The following is a 24567-nucleotide window of genomic DNA, read 5'->3' as shown; positions in this document are numbered from 1 at the left end:
GGCGAGGCGCGCGCACGACGCCGTTCGATCGACTAGCCTCGGTGTTTGTGCCCGCCTATGTGTCTTCGCCCGAGTTGACGTTCGGGTTCATGTTCGCGCTGGAAGATCCGGAGCGAATCGCCGAGGTCGTGCGCACGCTCATCCTCCGCAAGACGGTGTCGGTGTTTCGGCTCGCCCGCCTGTCCGACGACGACGGACCGCCCGAACGCTATGTCGTGAACTGGGCGGTGATTCCGCAGATCTCGATCACCACCAGCGCCCCCGACCCGGATGAGCTGGAGGCCGGGCAGATCATGCTGGTGAACGCCTTCCTCGGTGAGGAGGGCGAGGTCAGTCTGTACTCGGCCCAGGGGCAGGCGCCGAGCTGAGGCCTGCGGCAGGGCCGTTGCGGCACTGCGCGATTCGGCACGACGGCGGCCACCTTTTCGTTGGCGAGTCGGTATCGGAACGTGGTCCGGCCGCATGTCCGATACGGGACAATCGGGACATTCCACTCGTTGTCGAGGCATCGAAGCACCTGGAAGGAGCATCGATCATGGAGCCCGAGAAAACCGTCGCTGCGGCGGCCGATCCGGTTCGAGTCCGAGGAGATCTCGATCCCGCGCTATCGCGCTGGATGTGGCTGGTCAAATGGATCCTGGCCATCCCACACGCCATTATTCTGGTATTCCTGTCCATCGCGTACGTGATCGTCTCGGTGGTCGCATTCTTCGCGATTCTGATCACCGGTAACTATCCGCGCGCACTGTTCGACTTCAATGTCGGCGTCATGCGGTGGGGATGGCGGGTCGGCTTCTACGCCTACTCGGTGCTCGGCACCGATAGGTATCCGCCGTTCAGTCTGCAGTCGGATCCGGATTATCCGGCGGATCTGGAAATCGACTATCCCGAGCAGTTGAGTCGTGGTCTGGTGCTGGTGAAATGGTGGCTGCTGGCCATTCCGCACTATCTGATCCTCGGTGCGATTTTCAGTGCGAGTATGGGCGGCAAGAATGACTGGGGCGCATTCGCGCTGGCCAACGTGTTGTTACTGGTCGCGGTGGTGGCACTGCTGTTCACGGCGGTTTATCCGAAGGGGCTGTTCGACTTCCTGCTCGGCGTGCACCGGTGGGCCATCCGGGTGGTCGCCTACGCCTCGCTGATGCGTGACGAATACCCGCCGTTCCGACTCGACCAGGGCGCTCGCGAACCCGAAAACAACTGAATATCAATCGAATCGGAGCCGGGCAGCGGCGTCGGTCACCAAGCGGATTCATAGATCCGCCGGACCACGTCCTCGATGTCCGGCTCCTCTATGGACAGGTCGCGCACCTCGGCGCGGTCGGAGACCGCGGCGAGAACCTGTGCGGCGGTGGTGGATTCGGCGTCGAAAGCCAATCGCTGGCGCATGCCCCCGCCCTCGCTGGTCAACAGTTCGGCGCTCGGCAGATCGTCCAGATTGCGAGTCGGTTCGGCCAGATCGACGACCAGCACCCGCCGCGCGCCCACCCGCACCGCCAGGCCGGTCAGTGAACCGTCGTACACCAGACTGCCGCGGTCGACGACCAGCACCCGGTCACACAGCCGCTCGATATCGCCCATATCGTGCGTGGTCAGCAACAGCGTGGTGCCGCGCTCGGTGCGTTCGGCCCGTAGGAACTCACGTAGTCGCTGTTTCGACAGCACGTCGAGGCCGATGGTCGGTTCGTCGAGGATGACCAATTCGGGGGAGTGCAGCAGCGCCGCGGCGACCTCGGCCCGCATGCGCTGGCCGAGCGAGAGCTGGCGCACCGGAGTGTCGAGTGTCTCGGCCATCTCCAGTTGTTCGACCAACTCGTAGGTACGTTTATGCGCGACATCGGATTCCAGCCGGTGGATCGCGGCTAGAATCGAAAACGATTCGCGCAGCGGCAGATCCCACCACAGCTGGGAGCGCTGCCCGAAAACCACTCCGATCCGGGCGGCGAGTTCGCGCCGCTGCCGCACCGGATCCAGGCCACAGGTGCGCACGGTGCCCGAGGTGGGGACCAGGATGCCGGTCAGCATTTTGATGGTGGTCGACTTGCCCGCCCCGTTCGCGCCGATATAGCCCACCGCCGAACCGCGTTCGATGCGAAACGTCATCCGGTCCACCGCGGTGAGCGTTTCGCGGCTGCGTCGCCAGCGCTGCCCGTTCCTCCGATACAGAATGAATTGCCTTGTCAGGTTCTCGATCTCGATGATCGAGTCCGATAGCTCGCTGTCCGCCACGCTTATCCGCCGCCTCCCTGATAGTGCTGAGTGCCTAGTCGCCACAAACCCAACGCGAGCAGCCACACCCACAGCGCCGCCAACGGTGCGCACCAGGCCAGCCAGGGTGGCAGCAGCGGTGGGCCGGGTAGGTGCAGCAGTGCGATGGTCGGTAGATACGCCGTGAAGGCGACCGGAATGGCGAATCCGAATACCAGTTTCAGCGATGTCGGAAATACCGAAGCCGGTTGCATGGCGGCGAAGGAGCCGCCGTAGGTGAAGCTGTTGGTCAGTTCCGCACCGTCGATCAGGTAGAACTGCGCGCCTGCGGCGCAGACGAACACGCCGCCGAACAGGGCGATGCCGCTGAGCAGGGTCATGACCAGCAGTGCGAGAGTTTGCGGGCCCCAAGTGAGATCGTTGCGAACGAGGCCGAGTCCGAGCACGATGATCGCCACCGAGGCGCGGGCGAATCGGCGCAGCGAGATGTCACTGGTGATGAGCTGCAACAGGAGTGGCTGGGGGCGTAGATGATAGGCGTCGAGCACGCCGAGCCGGATGAGTGTCGGCAGTGAATCCAGGTGCCCGAACAGCACTTGGGCCAGTGCGAATCCGGAATTGCTCAGGCCGAACAGCAGCAGCGCGCCGTCCAGATCGAGCCCGCCGAGGACCCGGACATTGTGGTAGATGACCCATACCTCGGCGAATTCGACGATGCCGATCAAGAAGGCGCTGAATACTTCACTGGCGAAGGACAATCGGTATGCGCGCTGGGCTCGCATTCGCGACCGCAGCACCGCCGCGTAGGGGGTGAACCAGGTACCGGCCGGTACGGGCGTATACGGGGGCTCAGCCACCCTGCACCTCCAGCCTGCGGCGCCCGGCCACCAGCAGCACCCGGCCCACCGCACCGACCGCGAGTACCCAGAACACCTGTGCGGCAACGACCGTCACGGCATCCATCCCGGTGACCCGACCCGACAGGATGTCGATCGGCGATTGCAGGATCGACGGGAACGGAGTGGCATGCGCGACGGTGCGCAGCCATGCCGGGAACATATGGACCGGCACGAACAGCCCGGCCAGAAACGTGCCGCAAATCTGGTATAGCACTCGGAGCCCGCGGGTTTCCACCACCCAGAATCCGATCAATCCGACTGCGAAAAGGCATAGAAATGACAACGCTACGGCCAGCACCACGCCGACCAGCCCGAGCAGGTAGGGCCCCGGTGTGCCGGGCATGACCAGCCCGAAGGTAAACACGCCGACCAGTACGCTCGGCACGCCGCGCGGCAGGATCGTGCACGATGCGCGGCCGAGATCGATGGCGAGATAACTGAATTGGACATCGACCGGACGCAAGAAGTCGATGGCGATATCGCCGTTCTTGACCCGATCCACCAATTCCAGTGGAGGTCCCATGAATTGGGTCGCACCGAGCAGGGCCTGGGACAGCCAGACGTAGGCGCCGATCGATCCCGCGTCGTAACCACTGAAGCCGCCGGATGCACGCACCGCGGCCATCATCACCGCCGCCCGCACGAATCCGAAGACGCAGTTGGTGAACAGACCGGCGAACATCGCCAGTTTGTACTGGGATTGGCGCCGGAAACCGGCTCGGACGAGGTAGAGGTACAGCCGCGCGGTCCGGAGTGCGTGCAGTGCGGCTAGCTGCGATCTGTTGCCCTCCACACTGCCGCGCACAAACGGTTAACTCTACGGTGCGTCGGGGGACGCGCGGTAGGTAAGCGCGCGATTTTTGGAAAAGTGCGACAAACCCGCTGCACCAATGTTAGAAACACAGTCACTTCAGATTTGCCGCGTGGGCGCTCGCGCACGACAGGAAGGAATGTCGATGACTGTCGCCGCTAGCGACTGCTCGCAGGTCGCTCGAAACAACACTGAGATGACCGTTTTCGAGACGCTCGAGTCGAATGTGCGCGGGTACTGCCGGGCTTGGCCGACCGTCTTCGACACCGGCAGCGGGGCCTGGCTGCGCGATGAGAACGGCAAGGACTACCTGGACTTCTTCGCGGGCGCGGGCGCACTCAACTACGGCCACAACAATCCGGTGCTGAAGCGGGCGCTGCTGGACTACATCGTCGGCGACGGGATCACGCACAGCCTCGATATGTCGACCGTCGCCAAGCGGCGACTGCTCGAGGCCTTGCGCGACACGATCTTCGAGCCACGCGGACTCGACTACAAGGTGCAGTTTCCCGGTCCGACCGGCGCTAATGCGGTCGAGGCCGCGTTGAAGCTGGCGCGCAAGGTCACCGGACGCCAGACCGTTCTCAACTTCACCAACGCCTTCCATGGGATGTCGCTCGGCGCGTTATCGGTGACCGGCAATGCCGCCAAACGCGCGGCTGCCGGTGTGCCACTGCCGCATGCGATGCCCATGCCCTACGACGGCTTCCTCGATGCGGCCGACGACCTGCGCTGGATGCGGCGGGCCCTGGACGACTCGTCCTCGGGTTTGGACAAGCCCGCCGCGGTGATCGTGGAGACGGTGCAGGGCGAGGGCGGGGTGAATGTCGCACGCTCACAATGGCTGCGGCAGCTGGCCGAATTGTGCCGAGCGCGCGGAATTCTGCTGATCGTCGACGATGTGCAGATGGGTTGCGGACGGACCGGTGGGTTTTTCTCGTTCGAGTTCGCGGGCATCACTCCCGACATCGTGACGCTGTCGAAATCCATCGGCGGGTACGGGTTGCCCATGGCGCTGGTGCTTTTCAAGCCCGAACTCGATCAGTGGGCCCCCGGTGAGCACAACGGCACCTTCCGCGGCAACAATGCGGCATTCGTCACCGGGCGGGTTGCACTGGAGCACTACTGGTCCGATAGCACGCTGGAGATTTCGACGGTGGCCAAAGGGGAGCGCACGGCGCGCGCGCTCGCCGAAATCGCGGCGGCATTCCCCGGTGTCTCGACGCGCGGGCGCGGGCTGGTGCACGGCATCGTGTTCGAGGAAGCGTCGTGCGCCGGCAAGGTGTCCCAACTCGCCTTCGAGCGCGGGCTGCTCGTGGAGACCTCCGGTTCGGCCGACGAGGTGGTAAAGCTGTTGCCGCCGTTGACAATCAGCGAGGACGAGTTGGATCGCGGGTTGTCGCTGCTCGCCGGTGCGGTGGGGGAGATCTGCGGATAGTCACTTGCTGCCGATATTGATCACCGGGTGCGCGCTCGGATCCAGCCATCGCATAACGGCTTCGAGGTCGGCAGCCGGGATCGATACGCACCCAGCGGTCGGGCGTCCGGTCTCGACATGGAGGAAGAAGGCCGAACCCGCGCCCGCGACGACAGGCTGACGGTTGTAATCGATCACCACGGCATGTTCGTACGCCGGACCGGCCGCGCTCAGGTTCTCGCTGGCATGCTCATCGAACTCGCAAGTGCCGGTGGCGCATTGCACGTGGTGGTTGTAACTCGGCGAGCTCGTATCGGAGACCCACCAGTCCTGTGCGCCGACCTGGCGATAGGGGAGGCGGGTTCCGTTGTTCGGCGCGATCCCGAACGCCTCGCTCAGCGTCCACACACCTGCTGGAGTATGCGCCGAGTCCTCGCTTGCTCGGCCGATGCCGTCGCGCCCGACATAGGCCCGAAGCGGACCGATAGCGGCGCGCCAGCCACCTGAAATGCGTTGCCATGCAGTCAGTGTCGCGGTGGTATCCGCGGCGTGCTCGGCGACGACGGTGACGACTTGGTCGGCATCGCCGTGGTACGGCAGGGGCAGATCGGATCTGGGTGTGCTGGTGCACGCGGCGACGCCGGCCAGCAGCACGATGAGCAGCGTTATGCGTTTCGACAACTGAAACCTCCCGACGGGCGTCGACCCTAATGCAGATTCCGCCCGTACCGCCGCAGGCGGATTCGAGTGTCCGCACGCGGGTACGCGATGAGCATTTCCGCGACATACAGGAGGTCGAATGATGACCGAAGGCAGGGTTGGAAGTCTGCGCACTGTCGTGCTGGATTGCCCGGATCCGCCGAAGCTGGCCGAGTTCTATGCCCGGCTGCTCGGCGCCGAACCGACCGATGCGCCGGATGACACCTGGGTCGTCATCGAAGAACCCGGCGGCAGGCGCTTGGCGTTCCAATACGCGCCGCAGTATCGACCACCGCGTTTCCCGGATCCGGAAGCGTCCCAGCAGCTGCATTTCGATGTGCTGGTGGACGAGATCGAAGCGGCCGAGCCGAAAGCGCTCGCGCTCGGCGCACGATTGGTGCAGGCCAACGACGACAAGCAGTTCCGTGTTTATGCCGATCCCGTCGGACACACCTTCTGCCTCATTTGGCTATAGGGGTCGGTCTGCGCGCTGGACCTGCGGGTTTTTCGTTTGTCTACACAGCGCACGGGTATGACGCAGGTGACTGCCACAAACCGGCAGTCATCGAAATCAGTCGCACGAAGCGGGCGCCTGTTCCGACGCCTGGTTCGGGAGAGGCGGTCACCATGGCCGCGCATCACGCGCAAACCTCATCCGCGCATTGGACGCCGCTGCGCATCGCGGCGGCGGCGGTCGGCGCGGTGTTCCTGGTGGTCGGCGTGCTCGGCTTCATACCGGGCATCACCACGAATTACGACAGCATGGAATGGGCCGGACACAGCTCCGACGCCCAGCTCTTCGGGTTGTTCAACGTCTCGATCCTGCACAACATCGTCCACCTGGTGTTCGGCGTCGCGGGCTTGCTGGCATCGCGCACAGCGCTCGCGTCCCGGGCGTTCCTGCTCGGCGGCGGCATCATCTACCTGGTGCTGTGGTTGTACGGGTTGGTCATCGACCAGCACAGCGGTGCGAACTTCGTCCCCGTGAACACCGCCGACAACTGGCTGCACTTCGCCCTCGGCGTCGGCATGGTCGCCGTCGGGGCGGCGCTCGGGTGGTCGGGCAGCAGAAGCGTAACCGGGTCGCCGCGTCCGTCGATTCAATAGGTATGAGCCGATGAAGCCCGCTCGGACGTGCGCCGAGCGGGGTTTGTCCATGTTCCGGGCTTGCGCTGGTGCATCAATTGGCGACTCGGGGGAATGCCGGGGATAGGAGTCGCGGTTGCTCGCGGGCTCCGTCGTAGGAGGTGATGGAGGTGTCGGAGTCGCCGACGTGGCCGGTGCGGAGCTGGCGGATGCAGCCCTGGAATCCCAGTCCGCTGATGCGGGTCTCCGATCGGGTGGAGGGGTTCGTCCGCATTCTGGCCGTCCTGGTACTGCTGATCGCGGTACCGACCGCCGCTGCGGCCGGTACCGCGGCCTATAGCGCGGCATCCGAACGGATCCACACCGAAAACGCGACGAAACTCGTTGTGACAGGGACCATAATCGGCACCCCCGCCCGGGTCTCCGCACCCATCGCGGACCGCAACGGAACGGTGCGCGACCACTTCGAGGCGCAGGTGTCCTGGACCCACGACGGCAAGTCCGGCACCGCGATCGTCGGTGTCCCCGATCTCACCGCACCCGGTCGGCCCGCCCCCGTCTGGCTGGGCCCGGACGGAACACCGACCACCCCTCCCGAACGGTCGAGTGCCGCCGCCGTGCACGGCATCGGTGTCGGCATCGCTGTTCTCCTCGAAATCTGGTGTGGCGCGGCAGCAGTCGTCTGGTCCACCACGTGGGCGCTGAACCATCGCCGCCATATCCGGTTGGACCGGGAGTGGCGTCAATTCAGCCACCCCACAGGTCAGGGCAGCCAATGAGGGGCTGCGGTGATCACTTGCTCAGGGCCTTGCCGCCGTTCGGTGCCACTGCGAACCAGGTTCCGCCGACACCTTGCCCGAGCAGATCACCCGGCTTGGTGTCTTTCGAGAAGTAGTACACCGGCCAGCCGCCGATGGTGATTTGGCATGTGCCGTCGGCACGTTCGATGAATCCGACGAGCTGGGGATCGACGCCCGCGGCATAGAGCACCTGGTCGCGGGTCACGGTCAACGGCGGCCAGGTCACGGCGCACTGTCCGGAGCAGTTGGATACCGACGGTGCCGCCGTGTCCTTGTCGAACCGGTACAGCGACCGGCCCGATCCGTCCGAAACATACTGTCCGACAGTAGGATTGCTGGTCACGCGGAGCTGGACCGCATTCGCGGTACCGGTCGGCGCGGTGCCGTCGTAGATCTTCAGCCAGCCTTGCGTTTTCGCTACCGCCGGTGCCTGCCCCGCGACGGTGGCCGCAGTCGTCTGTGCCACCGCCTCGGCGCCTTTCTCGCCACTACAGGCGCTCAGCAGACCCGCGAGAACGACAGCGGCGGCCGCGATCGGCACGGTGACTTGCTGAAAACGTCTGGCTGAATTCATCTTTCGAACCCTTCGTCGCAATTCGACGATGCGCGGATCGCAACTCGTCCCCCGTACTACGAGCCAACGCGACTACTGGTTCAACCGATCACAGCGTATCGATGAGCGCCGATACCTCGCGGGCGCAACCGTGGGCGATGGTGATGCCGGAGCCGCCGTGGCCGTAGTTGTGGACCACGGGAACCGATGACGCGTCGGCCTGCGCGATCTCCAGGCGGACTTCGGCGCGACCGGGCCGCAGTCCGACGACCGTTTCGATAATCTCCGCGCCGGTCAGCTGCGGTACGAGGTCTCGGCAGCGACGCAGGATCGACTGTGTCAGTTGCGGATCGGGAGTGCGATCCCATGCGCCCGTCTCCAATGAGCCGCCGAGGATGCAGTCGTGGGTGCGGGGATGGACATAGGCTCGTCCGAGGGGGTGTGCTTCGTCACGTACCGACACCGAGATACCCGGATTGGTGATGCGCACGATCTGGCCGCGGATCGGGTAGACGTCGGCATCATCTGCCAGTGGACCGGCACGCAGGCCCGCGCAGTTCACGATGACATCGGGCGCCAGATCGTCGAGCTCGTCCAGACTTCCGATCGTCCGCCGAACCCAGTACGCGCCCGCCTCACGAACCTGAGATGCCAACCACGGCAGGAAGATCGGCATCTCTAGCAGCGGAACGGCGAACCGGAACCCGAATCGGTACTGCGGCGGGAGTTCGTCCGTCCGCGCCCGCCGGAACGCTCGGACGGCCTCGGACCAGGACGGTGTCGCCGGTTCGTCGCGATAGACCGCGAGCGATTCACACATGCGCGCGCCAGGGGTACCGGCTCGCGCGAGTCGTTCCAGATGGGTGAACGTTTCGACGCTCCAGGCGGCGACGCGCTCGGTCGGCCCGGCCGCGGTGGGAAACCACACCGCGGCGGCCAGAAACGATGTCGTCGAGTCGATGGGCGCCGCGCTCACCACCACGACATGGTGCCCGCCGCGCAGCAGTTCGAATGCCGTTGACAGGCCGACGATTCCGGATCCGACTACCACCGCTCGCACGGCGATTATTTTACCACCATTGAGTGTACCGCTATTTGACGATACATTATTCAACGATACGATTCGGGGAGCGCGGGAGGCACTGTGGCTGACGTATTGCATGACGAGGACGTCGGGTATCAGAAGAGTCTCCGCCCGCGTCAGTTACAGATGATCGCGATCGGCGGCGCCATCGGGACCGGGCTGTTCCTGGGTGCGGGCGGTCGGTTGGCCAGCGCCGGTCCCGGGCTGGTTCTGGTCTACGCCGTATGCGGAGTGTTCGTCTTCTTCGTGCTCCGCGCGCTGGGCGAGCTGGTACTGCACCGTCCGTCGTCGGGGTCGTTCGTCTCCTACGCCCGCGAGTTCTACGGCGAGAAACTCGCGTATGCGGTCGGCTGGATGTATTTCTTCCACTGGTGCATGAGCGGCATCGTGGACATCACCGCCATCGCCACCTATGTCCACTACTGGTCGGCCTTCGGCTCGATTCCGCAGTGGGTCATCGCGCTGATCGCGCTGGCCGTGGTGGTGGCGATCAATCTGGTCTCGGTGCGCTGGTTCGGTGAGCTGGAATTCTGGGCCGCGCTGATCAAAGTTGTCGCGCTGGTGAGCTTTCTGGTGATCGGCACGGTCTTTCTCGTCGGCCGCTTCCGGATAGCAGGCGAAAGTACCGGGCCCGGTGTCCTGCGTGACCACGGCGGACTGTTCCCGACCGGGTTGCTGCCGTTGGTCGTCGTCACGACCGGTGTCGTATTCGCCTACTCCGCAGTGGAATTGGTGGGCACCGCCGCCGGAGAGGCGGAAAATCCCGCGAAGATCATGCCGCGCGCCATCAACTCGGTGATCGCGCGCATCGCCGTGTTCTACGTCGGTTCGCTGGTGCTGCTCAGCCTGCTGCTGCCCTACACCGCCTTCCGTGCGGGGCAGAGCCCGTTCGTCACGTTCTTCGCCAAAATCGGTGTGGAGGGCGCGGATTCCGTCATGAATCTGGTCGTACTGACGGCGGCGTTCTCCAGCCTCAATGCGGGCCTGTACTCGACGGGTCGAATCCTGCGCTCCATGTCGATGAACGGCAGCGCCCCCGCCCGCGCCGCCAAGCTGTCGGCGAACGGGGTTCCCTATGTTGGAATTCTGGCCACCGGTGCGATCGCCCTGACCGGCGTCGGACTCAATGCGGTGGTCCCCGAGCAGGCTTACGAGATCGTGCTGAACATGTCGGCCCTCGGCGTCATCACCGCCTGGGCGGCAATCGTCCTGTGCCAATTGCAACTCTGGCGCTGGTGGCGCGACGGCCGCGCGACCCGCCCCGCATTCCGCCTGATCGGCACCCCCTACACCGGCATCGCCACCCTGGTCTTCCTCGCCGGTGTAGTAGCGCTGATGGCGAGCAGCGGAAGCGCCGAACAGCGCAGCGCAATCGTCGCCGTACCGCTGATCATGGTTCCGGTCCTGGTCGGTGGCTGGTTCCTCAGACGACGAACCGCGAGAGCGCCAGTCCAGACGGCGGCGGACTCCGAATCGTCTCAATAGAAACGCCGGTCGGGTCACGGCGAGTCGCGGAAGAACTCTGATTTTCCCCGTTTAAGAGGTGCTCTGGGGTGGTACCTATCCCACGGCAGGCCGTGACCTCTGCATACTTCGGGCTATTCGGACGGGAATCGGTCACACACGTGACAACTGAATTGGTGAGTTCCCAGGGGTTGACTCGGGGACGAGCCCTCGAACTTGGATCCGCGGACGGTCGACAGAGGGTGAGACGACGTGCGCGGTACCCGTCTGCCCGCATAAACGCGAACGGACGGGCTGCGCGGCGCCCCCGGCAGGAATCGAACCTGCGACCTAGGGATTAGAAGGCCCTTGCTCTATCCAACTGAGCTACGGAGGCAGTGGGTTCCACCATGGCCGACATTGGCCGTGCTGTCCAGCGCGCCAAGTATAGCGACCGTCCAGATGGCTAGGTTCTTAGCGTCAGCAACATTTCAGCCACCTGCGGTGTACGGGCCAAGCGAGTCGCGGCATGATCGACATCGCACCTCCGATCCGTTAGTCACCATATCGGCCCAAACCCCGCCGGGCCACGCATTAAGGGCCGACTACGCTCAGTGCCATGTCGTCACCGCAGGACCCGTCCGTCGCACCCGAGCTCGAAACGGGTAAGCCGGGCTCCGGGGCGACCTTCGCGACCTTGACGGTGCTGGCCGGTGCCATCGCCGCGGTGGTCGCCGCGATGATCGTCGGACTGTCGGCGGCGCAGGCGCTGAGTCTGCTCGGTATTCCGGATCCGGGACCGCTGACCACCTATGGCCTGCCCGCGGTGCGCGCACTCGCCGATCTGTCCGCGGCGCTGACCGTCGGCTCGCTGCTGCTCGCCGCATTCCTGGTGCCGCCACAGGCCGATGGGCTGCTCGATGTCGGCGGATATCGGGCGGTGCGGCGCGCCTCGAACTTCGCGTTGACCTGGGCGTGTTGTGCGGCGCTGCTCATACCGCTGACGGTGTCGGACACCACCGGGCAGCCGGTCGGGCAGATCTGGCGGCCGGAGCAGCTGTGGCGCGCGATCGACCAAGTCGAACTGGCCCAGGCGTGGCGCACGACGGTGGTGTTCGCGCTGGTCGTCGCGGTGGGTTGCCGCCTCGCACTGCGTTGGGGATGGACCCCGGTGCTGTTCGGCGGCGCGATCGTGACCATGATGCCGCTTGCGCTGACCGGGCATTCCTCCGCGGGCGGCGCGCACGACCTGGCCACCAACAGTCTGATCCTGCACCTGGTTTCGGCCGCGGTATGGGTCGGCGGATTGTTCGCGGTGCTCGCGCATGCGCTGCGCGGCGGCGACCACACCGATGTCGCGGCCAGGCGGTTCTCGCTCACCGCCACCATCGCCTTCGTCGTGATCGGCGTCAGCGGTGTGATCAATTCCTGGGTGCGCGTGCCGTGGAGCGATCTGTTCACCACCACCTACGGCCGACTCGTGATCGCCAAGGCCTGCGCACTCGCAGTGCTCGGCGTATTCGGATATCTGCAGCGCCGCGCCAGCCTCCCCGCGCTCGCGGCGAATCCGCGTGACCGCGCCGCGCTCATCCGATTCGGTGGGCTGGAGGTGCTGATCTTCGCGGCCACGATGGGTCTGGCCGTCGGGTTGGGGCGCACGCCGCCACCGCCGCCGGCCAGTGTGCCGACACCGGCCGAGGTGGAACTCGGCTACACTCTCGACGGTCCGCCGACGGCCTCGCGAATACTGTTCGACTGGCGCTTCGATTTGATCTTCGGCACGCTGGCCATCGTGCTTGCCGTGCTGTACCTGCTCGGTGTGCGGCGGTTGCGCGCGCGGGGGGACGCCTGGCCGGTCGGGCGGACCATCGCCTGGTTGTCGGCCTGCGCAATCCTGCTTTTCGCCACCTCGTCGGGGGTCGGGCGGTACTCGCCCGCGGTCTTCAGCGTGCACATGGGACAGCACATGGCGCTATCGATGCTCGCGCCGATTCTGTTCGCGCTCGGCGGTGCGGTCACCCTCGCGCTGCGGGCGTTGCCTGCGGCGGGGCGCGGCGGCGTTCCCGGGCCGCGGGAGTGGATTCTGGCGGCGGTGCACAATCCGGTCTCGCGTTTTCTGACCCATCCGATCGTCGCGTCGGTGATCTTCGTCGGCGGGTTCTACGCCCTGTACATGGGCGGCATCTACGACTCGTTCGTCGACTCCCACGCGGCGCATCTGATGATGAATCTGCATTTCCTGCTCAGCGGCTATCTGTTCTATTGGGTGGTCATCGGCATCGACCCCAAGCCGCGCCAAGTGCAGCCGCTGACCAAGCTGGGCATGGTGTTCGGGTCCCTGCCCTTCCACGCCTTCTTCGGCATCGCGCTGATGAGCATGACCACCGTGATGGGCGGATGGTTCTTCCGCAGTCTTGCCCTCGGCTGGAACAGCGACCTGCTCGGTGATCAGCGCACCGGCGGTAGCCTGGCGTGGGCCAGCGGTGAGGTGCCGTTGGTCGTGGTGATGTTGGCGCTGCTCATCCAGTGGTCGCGCAGCGATGCGAAACTCGCGAAACGGACCGACCGGGCCGCCGATCGCGACCACGACGCGGAGCTGGCCGCCCACAATGCCATGTTCGCCGAGCTGGCCAAACGTGATCGAGGAATACGTCATTGAGCTCCCATCGAGGTGCAAGCGTGAGTGAGCGGAGTACCGCGGTGGTCGAGAACAGGCACGCCCGACGGGTATATCGATCCGACGTGCGGGCGGCCCGCAGACGGCTGGCCGGTCAGGTGCGCAAGACACCGGTATTCCATACCTCGATCATCGGACCGAACGGGCCGGTTCCGGTCACGCTGAAACTCGAGTACCTGCAGCACGGTGGGACATTCAAGGTGCGCGGCAGCTTCAACGCGCTGCTGGAGTCCTCGGCTCAGGTCGACCACGTGGTCATCGCCTCCGGTGGGAACGCCGGGATCGCGGCCGCGCTTGCCGCGGCTCGTCTCAGCAAGACGTGCACGGTCGTGGTCCCGGAGTCGGCGCCGCATACCAAGGTGGCCGCGATGTGGTCCTACGGCGCCGAAGTGCTGTGGCACGGAACGACTTACGCGGAGGCCTACAAGTACGCGACCGAACTCGCCGAAGAGCGGGGGGCGTTGCAGCTGCACGCCTACGACCTGCCTGCCGTGGTCGCCGGTGCGGGTGTCGTCGGGCTCGAGTTGGAGGAGCAGGTGCGTGGGCGGCCGCCGGTGCTGGTCGCGGTCGGTGGCGGCGGGTTGGTCGCCGGGATCGCCGCGGCGTTGGGGCGGCGTCAGCAGGTGGTCGGGGTCGAACCGGAGGGCATTCCGACGCTGAACGCCGCGCTGCAAGCGGACCGTCCGGTGGATGTGAACGTCCGCAGCATCGCGGCGGATTCCTTGGGCGCCAATCGAATCGGGGATATCGCGCTGGATGTCGCGCGACGCTATGAAGTCCGGTCGCTGCTGGTGACCGATGACGCCATCTCGACCGCTCGCGAATATTTGTGGCGCGAGTTCCGGGTCGTGGTCGAACTTGCCGGGGCAACGGCGTTGGCCGCCGTGCAGAGCGGTGCGTATGTGCCTGCCGAGGGTGAGCGGCCGGTGATCGTGCTGTGTGGCGCCAATACCGATCTGGCGGCGCTTTAATTCTTTCGGGGATTTGAAGCGGTGACTGTCCACATGTGGCGAGGTTGTCCACATTCGGGAGCCGGGTCGGCCGGAGGGGGCGCGGAGCCGTCAGGCTGAAAGGGCATCTCGGTGAGGGACCCGGGAGCCGGACGGATCGAAATGTGAAGGGGCGGAATGATGTATGAATCGATGGTTACCGTGATCGGGACCGTGGTGACCCATCCGGTCAAGCGCGATCTGACCAATGGCGAGCAGGTGGTCAGCTTCCGGATGGCGAGTAATTCCCGGCGGTTCAATCCGGAGACGGGTGAATGGGTCGACAGCGGGACCCTCTATCTCACCGTCAGCTGCTGGCGTCGTCTGGTGGTCGGTGTCGACGCCTCGTTGCGGCGCGGCGATCCGGTCATCGCCTACGGTCAGCTGCGCACCCACGAGTACCGGGCCAGGGATGGCGTGGAGCGGCGTGATGTCGAGATGCGCGCCACCTCGATCGGTCCGGACCTGTCCCGCTGCACCGCACAGGTGGTCCGGCGCGCGGTTTCGGGCGCGGCGTCGGGACCCAGTACCCTGGCACGGAATAGTTGTGACCGATCCAGCGCTGATGACCGTGCACGCGTCGATGGGGAGGGACCGGGGGAGGACGCGACGTCCCTGACTTCCGCACCGCCCCGGCTCGCGGATACCGAGCCCGTCGACGCTTGACCGCAGGCCGGATACCCCCGGCGACAGTGGTGGCTCTGCTGCATTCCATCCATACCCACACCGATAGGCTTCCCTGTATGGCTGAGTTCATCTACCAAATGAAGAAGGTTCGCAAGGCGCACGGCGACAAGGTCGTGCTCGACGATGTCACCTTGAACTTTCTTCCCGGCGCGAAGATCGGCGTCGTCGGCCCCAATGGCGCGGGTAAATCCAGCGTGCTGAAGATCATGGCCGGACTGGACCAGCCGAACAACGGAGACGCCTTCCTTTCGCCGGAGGCCACGGTCGGCATCCTGCAGCAGGAGCCGCCGCTGAACGAGGAGAAGACGGTCCGCGGCAATGTCGAGGAGGGCCTCGGCGAGGTCAAGGTGAAGCTGGATCGCTTCAACGAGATCGCCGAACTCATGGCCACCGACTACTCCGATGAGCTCATGGACGAAATGGGCAAGCTGCAGGAGTACCTCGATCACGCCGATGCCTGGGATGTCGACTCCCAGCTCGAGCAGGCCATGGATGCGCTGCGCTGCCCGCCGCCGGACGAGCCGGTCACCAACCTCTCCGGTGGTGAGCGCCGCCGCGTCGCACTGTGCAAGCTGCTGCTCAGCAAGCCCGACCTGCTGCTGCTCGACGAACCGACCAACCACCTCGACGCCGAGAGCGTGCTGTGGCTCGAGCAGCACCTGGCCTCCTACCAGGGCGCCGTCCTCGCCGTCACACACGACCGGTACTTCCTCGACAATGTCGCCGAGTGGATCCTCGAACTCGACCGCGGCCGCGCCTACCCATACGAGGGCAACTACTCCACCTACCTGGAGAAGAAGGCCCAGCGGCTCGAGGTCCAGGGCAAGAAGGATCAGAAGCTGCAGAAGCGGCTCAAGGAGGAGTTGGCCTGGGTGCGTTCCGGCGCCAAGGCCCGCCAGGCCAAGAACAAGGCCCGCCTCGGCCGGTACGAGGAGATGGCTGCCGAGGCCGAGAAGCACAGGAAGTTGGACTTCGAGGAGATCCAGATCCCGGCGGGTCCGCGTCTGGGCAATGTGGTCGTCGAGGTCGAGCATCTGGACAAGGGCTTCGGGGATCGTCAGCTCATCAAGGATCTGTCGTTCACCCTGCCGCGCAACGGCATTGTCGGTGTCATCGGTCCGAACGGTGTCGGTAAGACCACGCTGTTCAAGACGATCGTCGGGCTCGAATCGCCCGACAGCGGTGAGGTGAAGGTCGGCGAGACGGTCAAGCTGAGCTACGTCGACCAGAACCGTGCTGGCATCGACCCGAAGAAGAATGTCTGGCAGGTCGTTTCCGACGGGCTGGACTTCATCGAGGTCGGCAACCAGGAGATGCCCTCGCGCGCCTACGTCAGCGCGTTCGGCTTCAAGGGGCCGGATCAGCAGAAGCCAGCCGGGGTGCTCTCCGGTGGTGAGCGCAACCGCCTGAACCTGGCGCTGACCCTCAAGCAGGGCGGCAACCTGATCCTGCTCGACGAGCCGACCAACGACCTCGACGTGGAAACGCTGGGTTCGCTGGAGAACGCGCTCGAGCAGTTCCCGGGCTGCGCCGTGGTCATCTCCCACGACCGCTGGTTCCTCGACCGCACCTGCACCCACATCCTGGCGTGGGAGGGTGACACCGACAACGAGGCCAAGTGGTTCTGGTTCGAGGGCAACTTCGAGGCGTACGAGGCCAATAAGATCGAGCGCCTCGGCCCGGAGGCGGCCCGCCCGCACCGGGTGACGCACCGCAAGCTCACCCGCGACTGAGTCCGGCGTCCGGCGGGGCGGTTGCCATGTGCACGGCCCCGCCGGATCGGCTTTTGCGGCCAGACGCTCGTCCGCGACGGGCTCTCTAGGCCGCCCTCCTCCGCATCCGCGGGGCGGCTGAGTCGAGCCGAAACAACCATGTTTCGACCGGGCAAAGCGGCAGAGGCATCCGATTTCGGGTGCCGTTGTGGAGGCGGCGGGAATCGTGAGCGAGGGGATGGGAACGCGCGGTACAGCTACCGGCTGAGCTGTCCCGCGCCGCCGAGCAGGCGTTGCTGGCCGATGGGACCGCTGTCGGCGGGTATGGAACCGATGTATCGGCGAACCTCGGGACCGCTCACCGGGCCCGGGAGAGGATCGGCCCACTGGGCTCGATGGGAAACCTACCGGCTGGCGGGCCGAACTCGACTGCCTCCGCGGCGGGGCGTCGGTTCCGCGGCAACAGATCATCCGGGACTTCGGTAAGTCTCGTGCGAACGCGTTGAGCGATATCAAAAACCTTGTCCCGCAACATCGTCGGGCGGGAATCCAGTCGGCAGCGCCAGGACCACCGCCCGGAAGTGGGCCAAGCGGATGACACGGGATTGCGACCAGAACTGCGATGCGAGAGCCGAGCACTGTCTCCTGCTGTCCGAACGCACCTTTGTGTGAGAACTGCGGACCCACGTCCCCGCAGGACAAGAACTCCGCACACGTAGTACGGAATCCCCCCGCCTCGAGGCGGGGGAGGAATCACATCTGTGCATGACGATGTCGAGCGGTCGTTCTGTCGAAGGAATTGCGGCCAACACGCGCCGCACGGTGTCTCCACCGAAGGAAATACGGTCGACACACGCCCTTCCAAAGATCTGACTATGGTGGGGAACGTGCATGCGCAGGCGCAGTCCGGGCATTGGGTCGCTACCACCGCGATTGCGTCTACCTGACGTTGCCGGTCCGATCGGGAGCTGTGCCGGGACCATGACCTCGGCAATCAAGCGGCGAACGCTGCGGTATCGGTGAACACCCTGCATTTAGAAGGGAATTCACCCACGCGTCAGCATGGCACAGCTACTCTCGGACCGGCGTCACTTTGTTGCGGAACCGAATCCGAGGAGTTGGCGAAAAAATGACGGTCTCGTCCGAATTGTCCAGCGCGGCGTGGGCCGCGAGTTTGCCGCAGTCGCTGCGCGGCGAGCTCGCAACCCTCGAGGAGGCGTATTTCCGCCACGTCGACGCGGGCGATGTGGACTGTGCGATCACCGGGATCACTCAGATCTTCCGGCGGCATATGGAACTCGCGATGACCCGCCCCGCCGGGCGGGCGCTAGTACGGGTCTACCACCCCGACGACGGCTCCGGCCTCGGCGCCGCGGTGCAATTGGTCACCGACGATATGTCGCTGCTAGTGGAGTCGATCACCTCCTCGCTGAGCCGGATGGGCGTCAGCGTGAGCGAGGTGATCCACCCGATCTTCGAGGTGACGCGCGATCCGGACGGACGGCTGATCAGCGCCGCGCCACACGAGGTCGACAGCAACGGCACCGATGGCCTGCGCGAATCATGGATGCATCTGCAACTGCACCCGTCGACCAGTGCGGCCCTGCTGGGCCGGATCGAGCAGTCCATACCGGACGTCGTCGCGGATGTGCGTCAGGTCATCGGTGACACCGAGGCCATCAAACAGGTGCAGAGCAATCTGGCAGATGAACTGGAGGTGGCGGCGAAATCCGGCCACGCGCCGTTCTCCGATACCGATCTCGTCGATACCGCGAATCTGTTGCGCTGGTTGGCCAGTGGCAATTTCACCGTGCTCGGCTATGCCCGCTACCGGCTCAGCGCCGATCAGGAACAGACGATCTCGAACCCGCTGCCCGGCACCTGCCTCGGCGTGCTGCGCCCGGATGTCGGCACCGACTTCCATGTGCCGATCAACGCCGGCGACCGCCAGCTGCTCATGCTGACCCAGGGCCTGGTGCCCGCCACCGTGCACCGCTCGGTGTACCCGTACTTCATCGGTGTCGCCGACTTCGACGAGTCCGGCACCATCGTCGGCGAGCACTTGTTCATCGGTGTCTTCACCGTGACCGCGGTACATGAGAACGTCATGGATATCCCGGTGATCGCGCGCCGGGTGCGTTCGGTGATCGAGGAGAGCGGCTTCGATCTGGATTCGTTCTCCGGACAGGCCATGCTCGAGGTCATCCAGTCGTTTCCGCGCACCGAACTGTTCTCCTCCGATGTCGAGACCATGCGTCGCACCGCGACCGCGGTGCTGAATGTCGGTCTGCGCCGACAGGTTCGGCTGTTTCTGCGCTCGGACGGCTACGGCCGGTTCGTCGCGTGCCTGGTTTATCTGCCCCGGGATCGCTACACCACGCGGGTGCGGCTGGAGATGCAGGAAATCCTGGTGCGCGAACTGGGCGGTGTCTCCATCGACTATTCGGCGCGGGTCAGCGAAAGCGAGCTGGCCAGTGTGTATTTCACGGTGCGCATGCCGGAGTCCGAGCTCGGGGTGCCGCGCGAATCGGTTGCCCAGGCCGACACCTCCGAGGCCAATCGGCTGCGCATCCAGAACCTGCTCGCCGAGGCGACGCACACCTGGGACGACCGCCTCAACGATGCGGTGAGCACCTCGACCGTGCTGGATCCCGGCGTGGTGCAGCGCTACGCCGAGGCATTTCCGGAGGCCTACAAACAGGATTTCGCCGCCGAGCGCGCCCTGGCCGATGTGGTCCGGCTGGAGGGCCTCGCTTCGGGTTCCATCGACCAATACCTGTATCGCCGTGCGGATTCGGTGCCGGGTTCTTGGCGGTTCACGCTCTACATCGGCGGCAGCGGCATCTCGCTGAGCCAGGTGTTGCCTGTGCTGCAGAGCCTCGGCGTCGAGGTGGTCGACGAGCGGCCGTATCAGATTCTCTTGGATCCGGTGCTCGGCGATGACGGCGGCGAACGCTGGATCTATGACTTCGGCTTGCTGGCTCGCCCGGAATTGCTGCGCAGTTCGCTGGACCGGGATCTGGATGCCGAACTGCTGGAGTCTTCGGCGAGGGCCGATGCGCTCGAATCGGAGGAGCGTGGGCTGCACGACCGGTTCACCGAGGCCTTCGAAGCGGTCTGGTTCGGGCGTGGCGAAGCCGACGGGCTCAATGAACTCGTGCTGCGCGCCCGGCTGACGTGGCGGACCGCATCGATCCTGCGGATGTACGCGAAGTATCTGCAGCAGGCCGACTTCCCGTACAGCCAGGCGAATATCACCAGGGTGCTGCTCGCCTACCCGGATATCGCGCGGCTGTTCGTCGATCTGTTCGCGGCGCGGTTCGATCCGGATACCGAATCGGCCGAGCACGCCGCCGAACTGGAGACCCGGGTCCGCGGCCGCATTGATGAGGTCGTCAGCTTGGACGCCGACCGGATCCTGCGTGCGATCCTGTCGCTGGTCAAGGCGACGCTGCGGACGAACTACTACATAACCGATGCCCAGGGCAATTCGCGCGGATACATCTCGGTGAAGGTGGAACCGCGCGAGATCGCCGAATTGCCCAAGCCGAGGCCGCAATTCGAGATCTTCGTGTATTCGCCGCGGGTCGAGGGTGTGCATCTGCGCTTCGGTCCGGTGGCGCGTGGCGGGTTGCGCTGGTCGGACCGTCTGGAGGATTTCCGCACCGAGGTCCTGGGCTTGGTGAAGGCGCAGGCGGTGAAGAACGCGGTCATCGTGCCGGTGGGTGCCAAGGGCGGTTTCGTGGTGAAGCAGCCGCCCGCCGCTACCGGTGATCCGACCGCGGATCGGCAAGCACTCGGCGCGGAGGGCGTCGAATGCTATCGGACCTTCATCTCTGGTCTGCTCGATGTCACCGATAACGTCGACCGTGCGACCGGTGCGGTACTGCCGCCCGAGCGAGTCATCCGCCGCGACAGCGATGACACCTACCTCGTGGTGGCCGCCGATAAGGGGACCGCGACCTTCTCCGATATCGCCAACGACGTGGCCCAGCGCTACGGCTTCTGGCTCGGTGACGCATTCGCCTCCGGTGGTTCGGCGGGGTACGACCACAAGGCGATGGGCATCACCGCCAAGGGTGCGTGGGAGAGCGTGAAGCGCCACTTCCAGGAGATGGATATCGACACGCAGACAACCGATTTCACTGTGGTCGGGGTCGGCGATATGAGCGGCGATGTCTTCGGCAACGGCATGCTGCTGTCCGAGCACATCCGATTGGTCGCGGCCTTCGACCACCGGCACATCTTCCTGGACCCGGAGCCCGTCGCGGACACCTCGTTCCGAGAGCGGCAGCGGATGTTCGCACTGCCACGCTCGTCCTGGGCCGATTACGACACCTCGCTGATCAGCACCGGCGGCGGCGTCTGGGATCGCACCGTGAAGTCGGTGCCGATCAGCCCGCAGGCCCGGAAGGCGTTGGGGCTGGCAGATGATGTAATCGCCCTGTCACCGCCGGAACTGGTGCGGGCGATTCTGCTCGCGCCGGTTCAGCTGCTGTGGAACGGCGGCATCGGCACCTACATCAAGGCGAGTACCGAGACCAATGCCGAGGTCGGCGACAAGTCCAATGACGCGGTGCGCGTCAATGGAAATAAGCTGCGGGTCAAGGTGATCGGTGAGGGCGGCAATCTGGGTGCGACCGCGCTGGGCCGAATCGAGTTCTGCCGCAACGGCGGCAAGATGAACACCGACGCACTGGACAACTCGGCCGGTGTCGACTGCTCCGACCACGAGGTCAATATCAAGGTGCTGCTCGACGGCGTGGTCAGCGCGGGCGTACTGCCCGAGGCCGAACGCAATCCGCTGCTCGCCTCGATGACCGATGAGGTCGCCCAGATGGTGTTGCAGGACAACGTCTCCCAGAACTTCCTGATGGGCATCTCCCGGGCCGAGGCAGCCGGGATGCTGAATGTGCACCAGCGGCTCATCGAAGATCTGGAGGCGCGTCGCGGGGTGGATCGCGAGCTGGAGGCGCTGCCCTCGGAGGTGGAGATCAAGCGCAGGATCGAAGAGGGCACGGGTCTCGCGTCGCCGGAATTGTCCAATCTCATGGCGCACGTGAAGCTTTCGCTCAAGGCCGACCTGCTCGAAACCGATCTCCCGGATATCGCGTATTTCGCCACCCGGCTGCCGGAGTACTTCCCGACACCGCTGCGCGAGCGTTTCGGCACCGCCATCAAGCGGCACCGACTGCGTCGCGAGATCACCACCACCATGGTGGTGAACGAGATGGTCGACTACGGCGGCATCTCCTATGCCCATCGGCTGAACGAGGAGATCGGCGCCAGCTCGTCCGACGCCGTGCGCGCATTCGCGGCGGCCAGCGAGATCTTCGATCTGCACGATCTGTGGGCGCGGATCCGGGCCACCGATGCCGCGGTGTCGGTGCGCGACGAACTCGAGCTGGAGACCAAGCGGACGCTGGACCGCGCCTCGCGCTGGTTGCTGAGCAACCGTCCGCAGCCGATCGCGGTCGGTGCGGAGATCAACCGGTACAGCCGGGGCGTGCGGGAACTGGCGCCGAATGTGCCCGGCTGGCTGCGCGGACATCATGTCTCGACGCTGACCGATCAGTCCGCCGAAGTGATCGCCCGCGGCGCGCCGACCGATCTCGCCACCGAGGTCTTCGGGCTGCTGAATCTGTTCCCGCTGCTCGATGTGTTGGATATCGCAGATATCACCGATCGCAGCGGTGAGGAGGTCGGCTCGCTGTACTACGCGCTCAACGATCACCTCAAGATCGATTGGCTGTTGCAGGCGGTCAGCCACCTGGAACGCGGCGATCGCTGGCATGCGTTGGCCCGGCTCGCACTGCGTGACGATATGTACGGATCGCTGCGCTCGCTGACCCTCGACGTGCTCTCCGGGGGCGACCCGGAGGAGACAGCGGACGAGAAGATTGCATACTGGGAGTCGAAAAACCAGTCCCGGCTCGGGCGCGCTCGGGCCGCGCTGTCGGAGTTGTTCGAGTCCGGAACCCACGATCTCGCCACGCTGTCGGTTGCAGCGCGGCAAGTGCGAAGCATGGTGAGCGGGGTGGGCGCTCAATCGGAGGTACCGCGTTGACCAGTTCGTTCAACCGTAATGGGAGCGCGCTCGGCGACAGCCTGCTGCTGCCCAAGCGCTTCCACGCCAAGGTAGACGTCAGGTGGTCGGACATGGACGTGTTCCAGCACGTCAACCATGCCCGCATGGTGACGTTGCTGGAGGAGGCGCGGATTCCGTGGCTGTTCGAGGACGGGCGCCCGACCGCGCCGTTGCGTGAGGGCTGTGTGCTGGCGGACCTTCGGGTCCGCTACCGCGGCCAGCTGCGGCACGAGGACACCCCGCTCGATATCGCGATGTGGATCGAGCAGTTGCGCGCGGTCGACTTCACCATCGGTTACGAGGTCCGGGCCAATGGCGCGGCCCCGGACTCGCCTGCGGCGGTGATCGCCTCCACCCAGATCGCGGCCTTCGATATGCGCACGCAGCGCCTGCGTCGGCTCACCGATGGCGAACGTGATTACCTCTCCGAGTGGAAAGACTGACAGCGGCGCGAATCGACTCGGCGGGAGCTGGTGGCCGATCCGGCGGACATGTTCGGCTCGATCGCGGGCAGTGGTGGAATGGTCGTGTGGTGATGGCTGAATCCAGTTGCGGCGCAAAGATGGTGACGCGCTGATGTCGGGGCAGCGGGTGCTCGATGTTTCCGATCCGGCCGAGCGTGAGAACCTGGCGACGTTTCTGACCCGGGCGACGCGTTTGGACCCCGCGGCGGTGGTGCGTATGCGCCGTCGCGGGGAACGGTACGTATCCGCATGGGTGGCAACGGGTTTCGAGGCGCTCGCGGTGCGCACCGTGGTCGCCGAGCTCAGTGTCGACGATGTCACCGTCGGTGCCGATCTGGTGCTGGCCGGTTTGCCGTCCGGCAGTCCGATCGATCTCGGCTACTCGATGGATTCGGCCTGGCGCGGTGCGCTGCCGCCGGATGTCGGCTTCGAACATGTCGATGACGTGCCTGCGCGCACCCTCGTCGAACTCGCCGAACAGGGGGCGGCGCTGGCCAAGGAGCACGGCAGCAGTCACGGCCCGCCCGCCTCCCTGCTGGACCAGACGGTGCTCACCGTATCGGCGGCCGAAGCTCGGGTGCAGGTGCCGATGCGCGTCGTATTCGCTCTCACCGCAATGGATTTCATTCCGCACTCCGGTGATAAAGCCGACCCGCGCCGCATCCCGCCCGCCGAGATCGTCCGCGTGCGGGCCACCAGAACTTGGTTGCGTCTCGATGCGCGCTACGGCTCGGTAGCCCGCCGCCGCGGTGGCGGCATCCCGCTCACTCCCAGCTAGGCTCCCGCACAGCTGCTGCCGCGAACGCTGACCGGGCCGCTCGATCGGTCCGCTGTTCCCTCGAGCGGCCCGTGGTCGGCGCGGGTGTCGAAGCGCCACAGCCGCTGGTCGATCAGATGCTCGACCAGCTCCGGCTCAGCGCCGGATCTCACCGCACTCTTCTTCAACCCCC

The 24567-nt window shown here is 65.4% G+C and carries 21 protein-coding genes and 1 tRNA gene; 14 read left to right on the top strand and 8 right to left on the bottom strand.

The features are described from left to right. Positions 1-89: 89 nt before the first annotated feature. Both ACQPZ2_RS36475 and ACQPZ2_RS36470 read left to right on the top strand, forming a co-directional pair. The gene (locus ACQPZ2_RS36475; protein WP_397046142.1) at positions 90-368 is read left to right on the top strand and encodes a hypothetical protein; all 279 of its coding nucleotides are present in this window, start codon (positions 90-92) and stop codon (positions 366-368) included. A 167-nt stretch (positions 369-535) separates the two neighbouring features. Continuing rightward, complete coding sequence (locus tag ACQPZ2_RS36470; RefSeq protein WP_433522567.1) at positions 536-1204, top strand: DUF4389 domain-containing protein; 669 nt, start codon at positions 536-538, stop codon at positions 1202-1204. A 35-nt stretch (positions 1205-1239) separates the two neighbouring features. Here ACQPZ2_RS36470 and ACQPZ2_RS36465 read toward each other — a convergent pair whose 3' ends face one another. The 3 genes from ACQPZ2_RS36465 to ACQPZ2_RS36455 form a co-directional block, all read right to left on the bottom strand. Beyond that, positions 1240-2103 (bottom strand): ABC transporter ATP-binding protein, encoded by an 864-nt coding sequence (locus ACQPZ2_RS36465; protein ID WP_373864792.1) that lies wholly within the window; start codon positions 2101-2103, stop codon positions 1240-1242. 128 nt (positions 2104-2231) lie between these two features. Next, entirely contained in the window at positions 2232-3065 is an 834-nt protein-coding gene (locus tag ACQPZ2_RS36460; RefSeq protein WP_433522566.1) for an ABC transporter permease, read from the bottom strand. Next, a complete protein-coding gene (locus ACQPZ2_RS36455; RefSeq protein ID WP_433522565.1) occupies positions 3058-3912 on the bottom strand; it encodes an ABC transporter permease in 855 nt (284 codons plus the stop codon). The genes ACQPZ2_RS36460 and ACQPZ2_RS36455 overlap by 8 nt, the downstream gene beginning before the upstream one ends. A 151-nt stretch (positions 3913-4063) precedes the next feature. Here ACQPZ2_RS36455 and ectB point away from each other — a divergent pair, with 151 nt between their 5' ends. Further along, positions 4064-5356, top strand: a complete 1293-nt coding sequence (gene ectB / locus ACQPZ2_RS36450; protein WP_433522564.1) for a diaminobutyrate--2-oxoglutarate transaminase — start codon at positions 4064-4066, stop codon at positions 5354-5356. Here the strand turns inward: ectB and ACQPZ2_RS36445 are convergent, their stop codons facing one another. Next, on the bottom strand, positions 5357-6016 hold the full coding sequence (locus ACQPZ2_RS36445) for a L,D-transpeptidase family protein (protein ID WP_433522563.1): 660 nt from the start codon (positions 6014-6016) through the stop codon (positions 5357-5359). It lies immediately after the preceding gene. Between the two features lie 118 nt (positions 6017-6134). Here ACQPZ2_RS36445 and ACQPZ2_RS36440 point away from each other — a divergent pair, with 118 nt between their 5' ends. From ACQPZ2_RS36440 to ACQPZ2_RS36430, 3 genes are all read left to right on the top strand, one after another. Then, the gene (locus ACQPZ2_RS36440) at positions 6135-6509 is read left to right on the top strand and encodes a VOC family protein (protein WP_433522562.1); all 375 of its coding nucleotides are present in this window, start codon (positions 6135-6137) and stop codon (positions 6507-6509) included. 152 nt (positions 6510-6661) lie between these two features. Next, the gene (locus ACQPZ2_RS36435; RefSeq protein ID WP_433522561.1) at positions 6662-7141 is read left to right on the top strand and encodes a DUF4383 domain-containing protein; all 480 of its coding nucleotides are present in this window, start codon (positions 6662-6664) and stop codon (positions 7139-7141) included. Positions 7142-7290: 149 nt separating this feature from the next. After that, positions 7291-7899 carry an Rv1733c family protein gene (locus tag ACQPZ2_RS36430; protein WP_433522560.1) on the top strand — a complete coding sequence of 203 codons (609 nt, stop codon included), beginning with the start codon at positions 7291-7293 and terminating at the stop codon, positions 7897-7899. A 13-nt stretch (positions 7900-7912) separates the two neighbouring features. Here the strand turns inward: ACQPZ2_RS36430 and ACQPZ2_RS36425 are convergent, their stop codons facing one another. Both ACQPZ2_RS36425 and ACQPZ2_RS36420 read right to left on the bottom strand, forming a co-directional pair. Continuing rightward, positions 7913-8494, bottom strand: a complete 582-nt coding sequence (locus ACQPZ2_RS36425; protein ID WP_433522559.1) for a hypothetical protein — start codon at positions 8492-8494, stop codon at positions 7913-7915. An 88-nt stretch (positions 8495-8582) separates the two neighbouring features. Next, positions 8583-9533, bottom strand: coding sequence for an FAD-dependent oxidoreductase (locus tag ACQPZ2_RS36420; RefSeq protein ID WP_433522558.1), 951 nt, complete (start codon positions 9531-9533; stop codon positions 8583-8585). An 84-nt stretch (positions 9534-9617) separates the two neighbouring features. Here ACQPZ2_RS36420 and ACQPZ2_RS36415 point away from each other — a divergent pair, with 84 nt between their 5' ends. Next, on the top strand, positions 9618-11042 hold the full coding sequence (locus ACQPZ2_RS36415; RefSeq protein ID WP_433522557.1) for an amino acid permease: 1425 nt from the start codon (positions 9618-9620) through the stop codon (positions 11040-11042). A gap of 281 nt (positions 11043-11323) precedes the next feature. Here ACQPZ2_RS36415 and ACQPZ2_RS36410 read toward each other — a convergent pair. Continuing rightward, positions 11324-11397: transfer RNA gene (locus ACQPZ2_RS36410), tRNA-Arg, on the bottom strand. A 222-nt stretch (positions 11398-11619) separates the two neighbouring features. Here ACQPZ2_RS36410 and ACQPZ2_RS36405 point away from each other — a divergent pair. The 7 genes from ACQPZ2_RS36405 to ACQPZ2_RS36375 all read left to right on the top strand — a co-directional run bounded on the left by ACQPZ2_RS36405 (position 11620) and on the right by ACQPZ2_RS36375 (position 24395). Further along, a complete protein-coding gene (locus tag ACQPZ2_RS36405; RefSeq protein WP_433522556.1) occupies positions 11620-13659 on the top strand; it encodes a cytochrome c oxidase assembly protein in 2040 nt (679 codons plus the stop codon). 20 nt (positions 13660-13679) lie between these two features. Then, entirely contained in the window at positions 13680-14648 is a 969-nt protein-coding gene (locus ACQPZ2_RS36400; RefSeq protein WP_433522555.1) for a threonine/serine dehydratase, read from the top strand. 156 nt (positions 14649-14804) lie between these two features. Further along, complete coding sequence (locus tag ACQPZ2_RS36395; protein WP_433522554.1) at positions 14805-15332, top strand: single-stranded DNA-binding protein; 528 nt, start codon at positions 14805-14807, stop codon at positions 15330-15332. Between the two features lie 77 nt (positions 15333-15409). Further along, on the top strand, positions 15410-17086 hold the full coding sequence (ettA, locus tag ACQPZ2_RS36390) for an energy-dependent translational throttle protein EttA (RefSeq protein WP_433522553.1): 1677 nt from the start codon (positions 15410-15412) through the stop codon (positions 17084-17086). 1108 nt (positions 17087-18194) lie between these two features. Beyond that, on the top strand, positions 18195-23132 hold the full coding sequence (locus ACQPZ2_RS36385; protein WP_433522552.1) for an NAD-glutamate dehydrogenase: 4938 nt from the start codon (positions 18195-18197) through the stop codon (positions 23130-23132). Between the two features lie 41 nt (positions 23133-23173). Beyond that, a complete protein-coding gene (locus tag ACQPZ2_RS36380; RefSeq protein ID WP_157124589.1) occupies positions 23174-23596 on the top strand; it encodes an acyl-CoA thioesterase in 423 nt (140 codons plus the stop codon). 133 nt (positions 23597-23729) lie between these two features. Beyond that, entirely contained in the window at positions 23730-24395 is a 666-nt protein-coding gene (locus ACQPZ2_RS36375; protein WP_433522551.1) for a hypothetical protein, read from the top strand. Here the strand turns inward: ACQPZ2_RS36375 and ACQPZ2_RS36370 are convergent. After that, positions 24392-24547 (bottom strand): hypothetical protein, encoded by a 156-nt coding sequence (locus ACQPZ2_RS36370; RefSeq protein ID WP_433522550.1) that lies wholly within the window; start codon positions 24545-24547, stop codon positions 24392-24394. The genes ACQPZ2_RS36375 and ACQPZ2_RS36370 overlap by 4 nt on opposite strands. Positions 24548-24567 lie beyond the last annotated feature (20 nt).

The organism is Nocardia pseudovaccinii, assembly GCF_050942345.1.
Taxonomy (GTDB): Bacteria; Actinomycetota; Actinomycetes; order Mycobacteriales; family Mycobacteriaceae; genus Nocardia; species Nocardia pseudovaccinii.
Note: the sequence above shows the minus strand (reverse complement) of the source record. Positions and strands in the feature narration are given on the sequence as shown.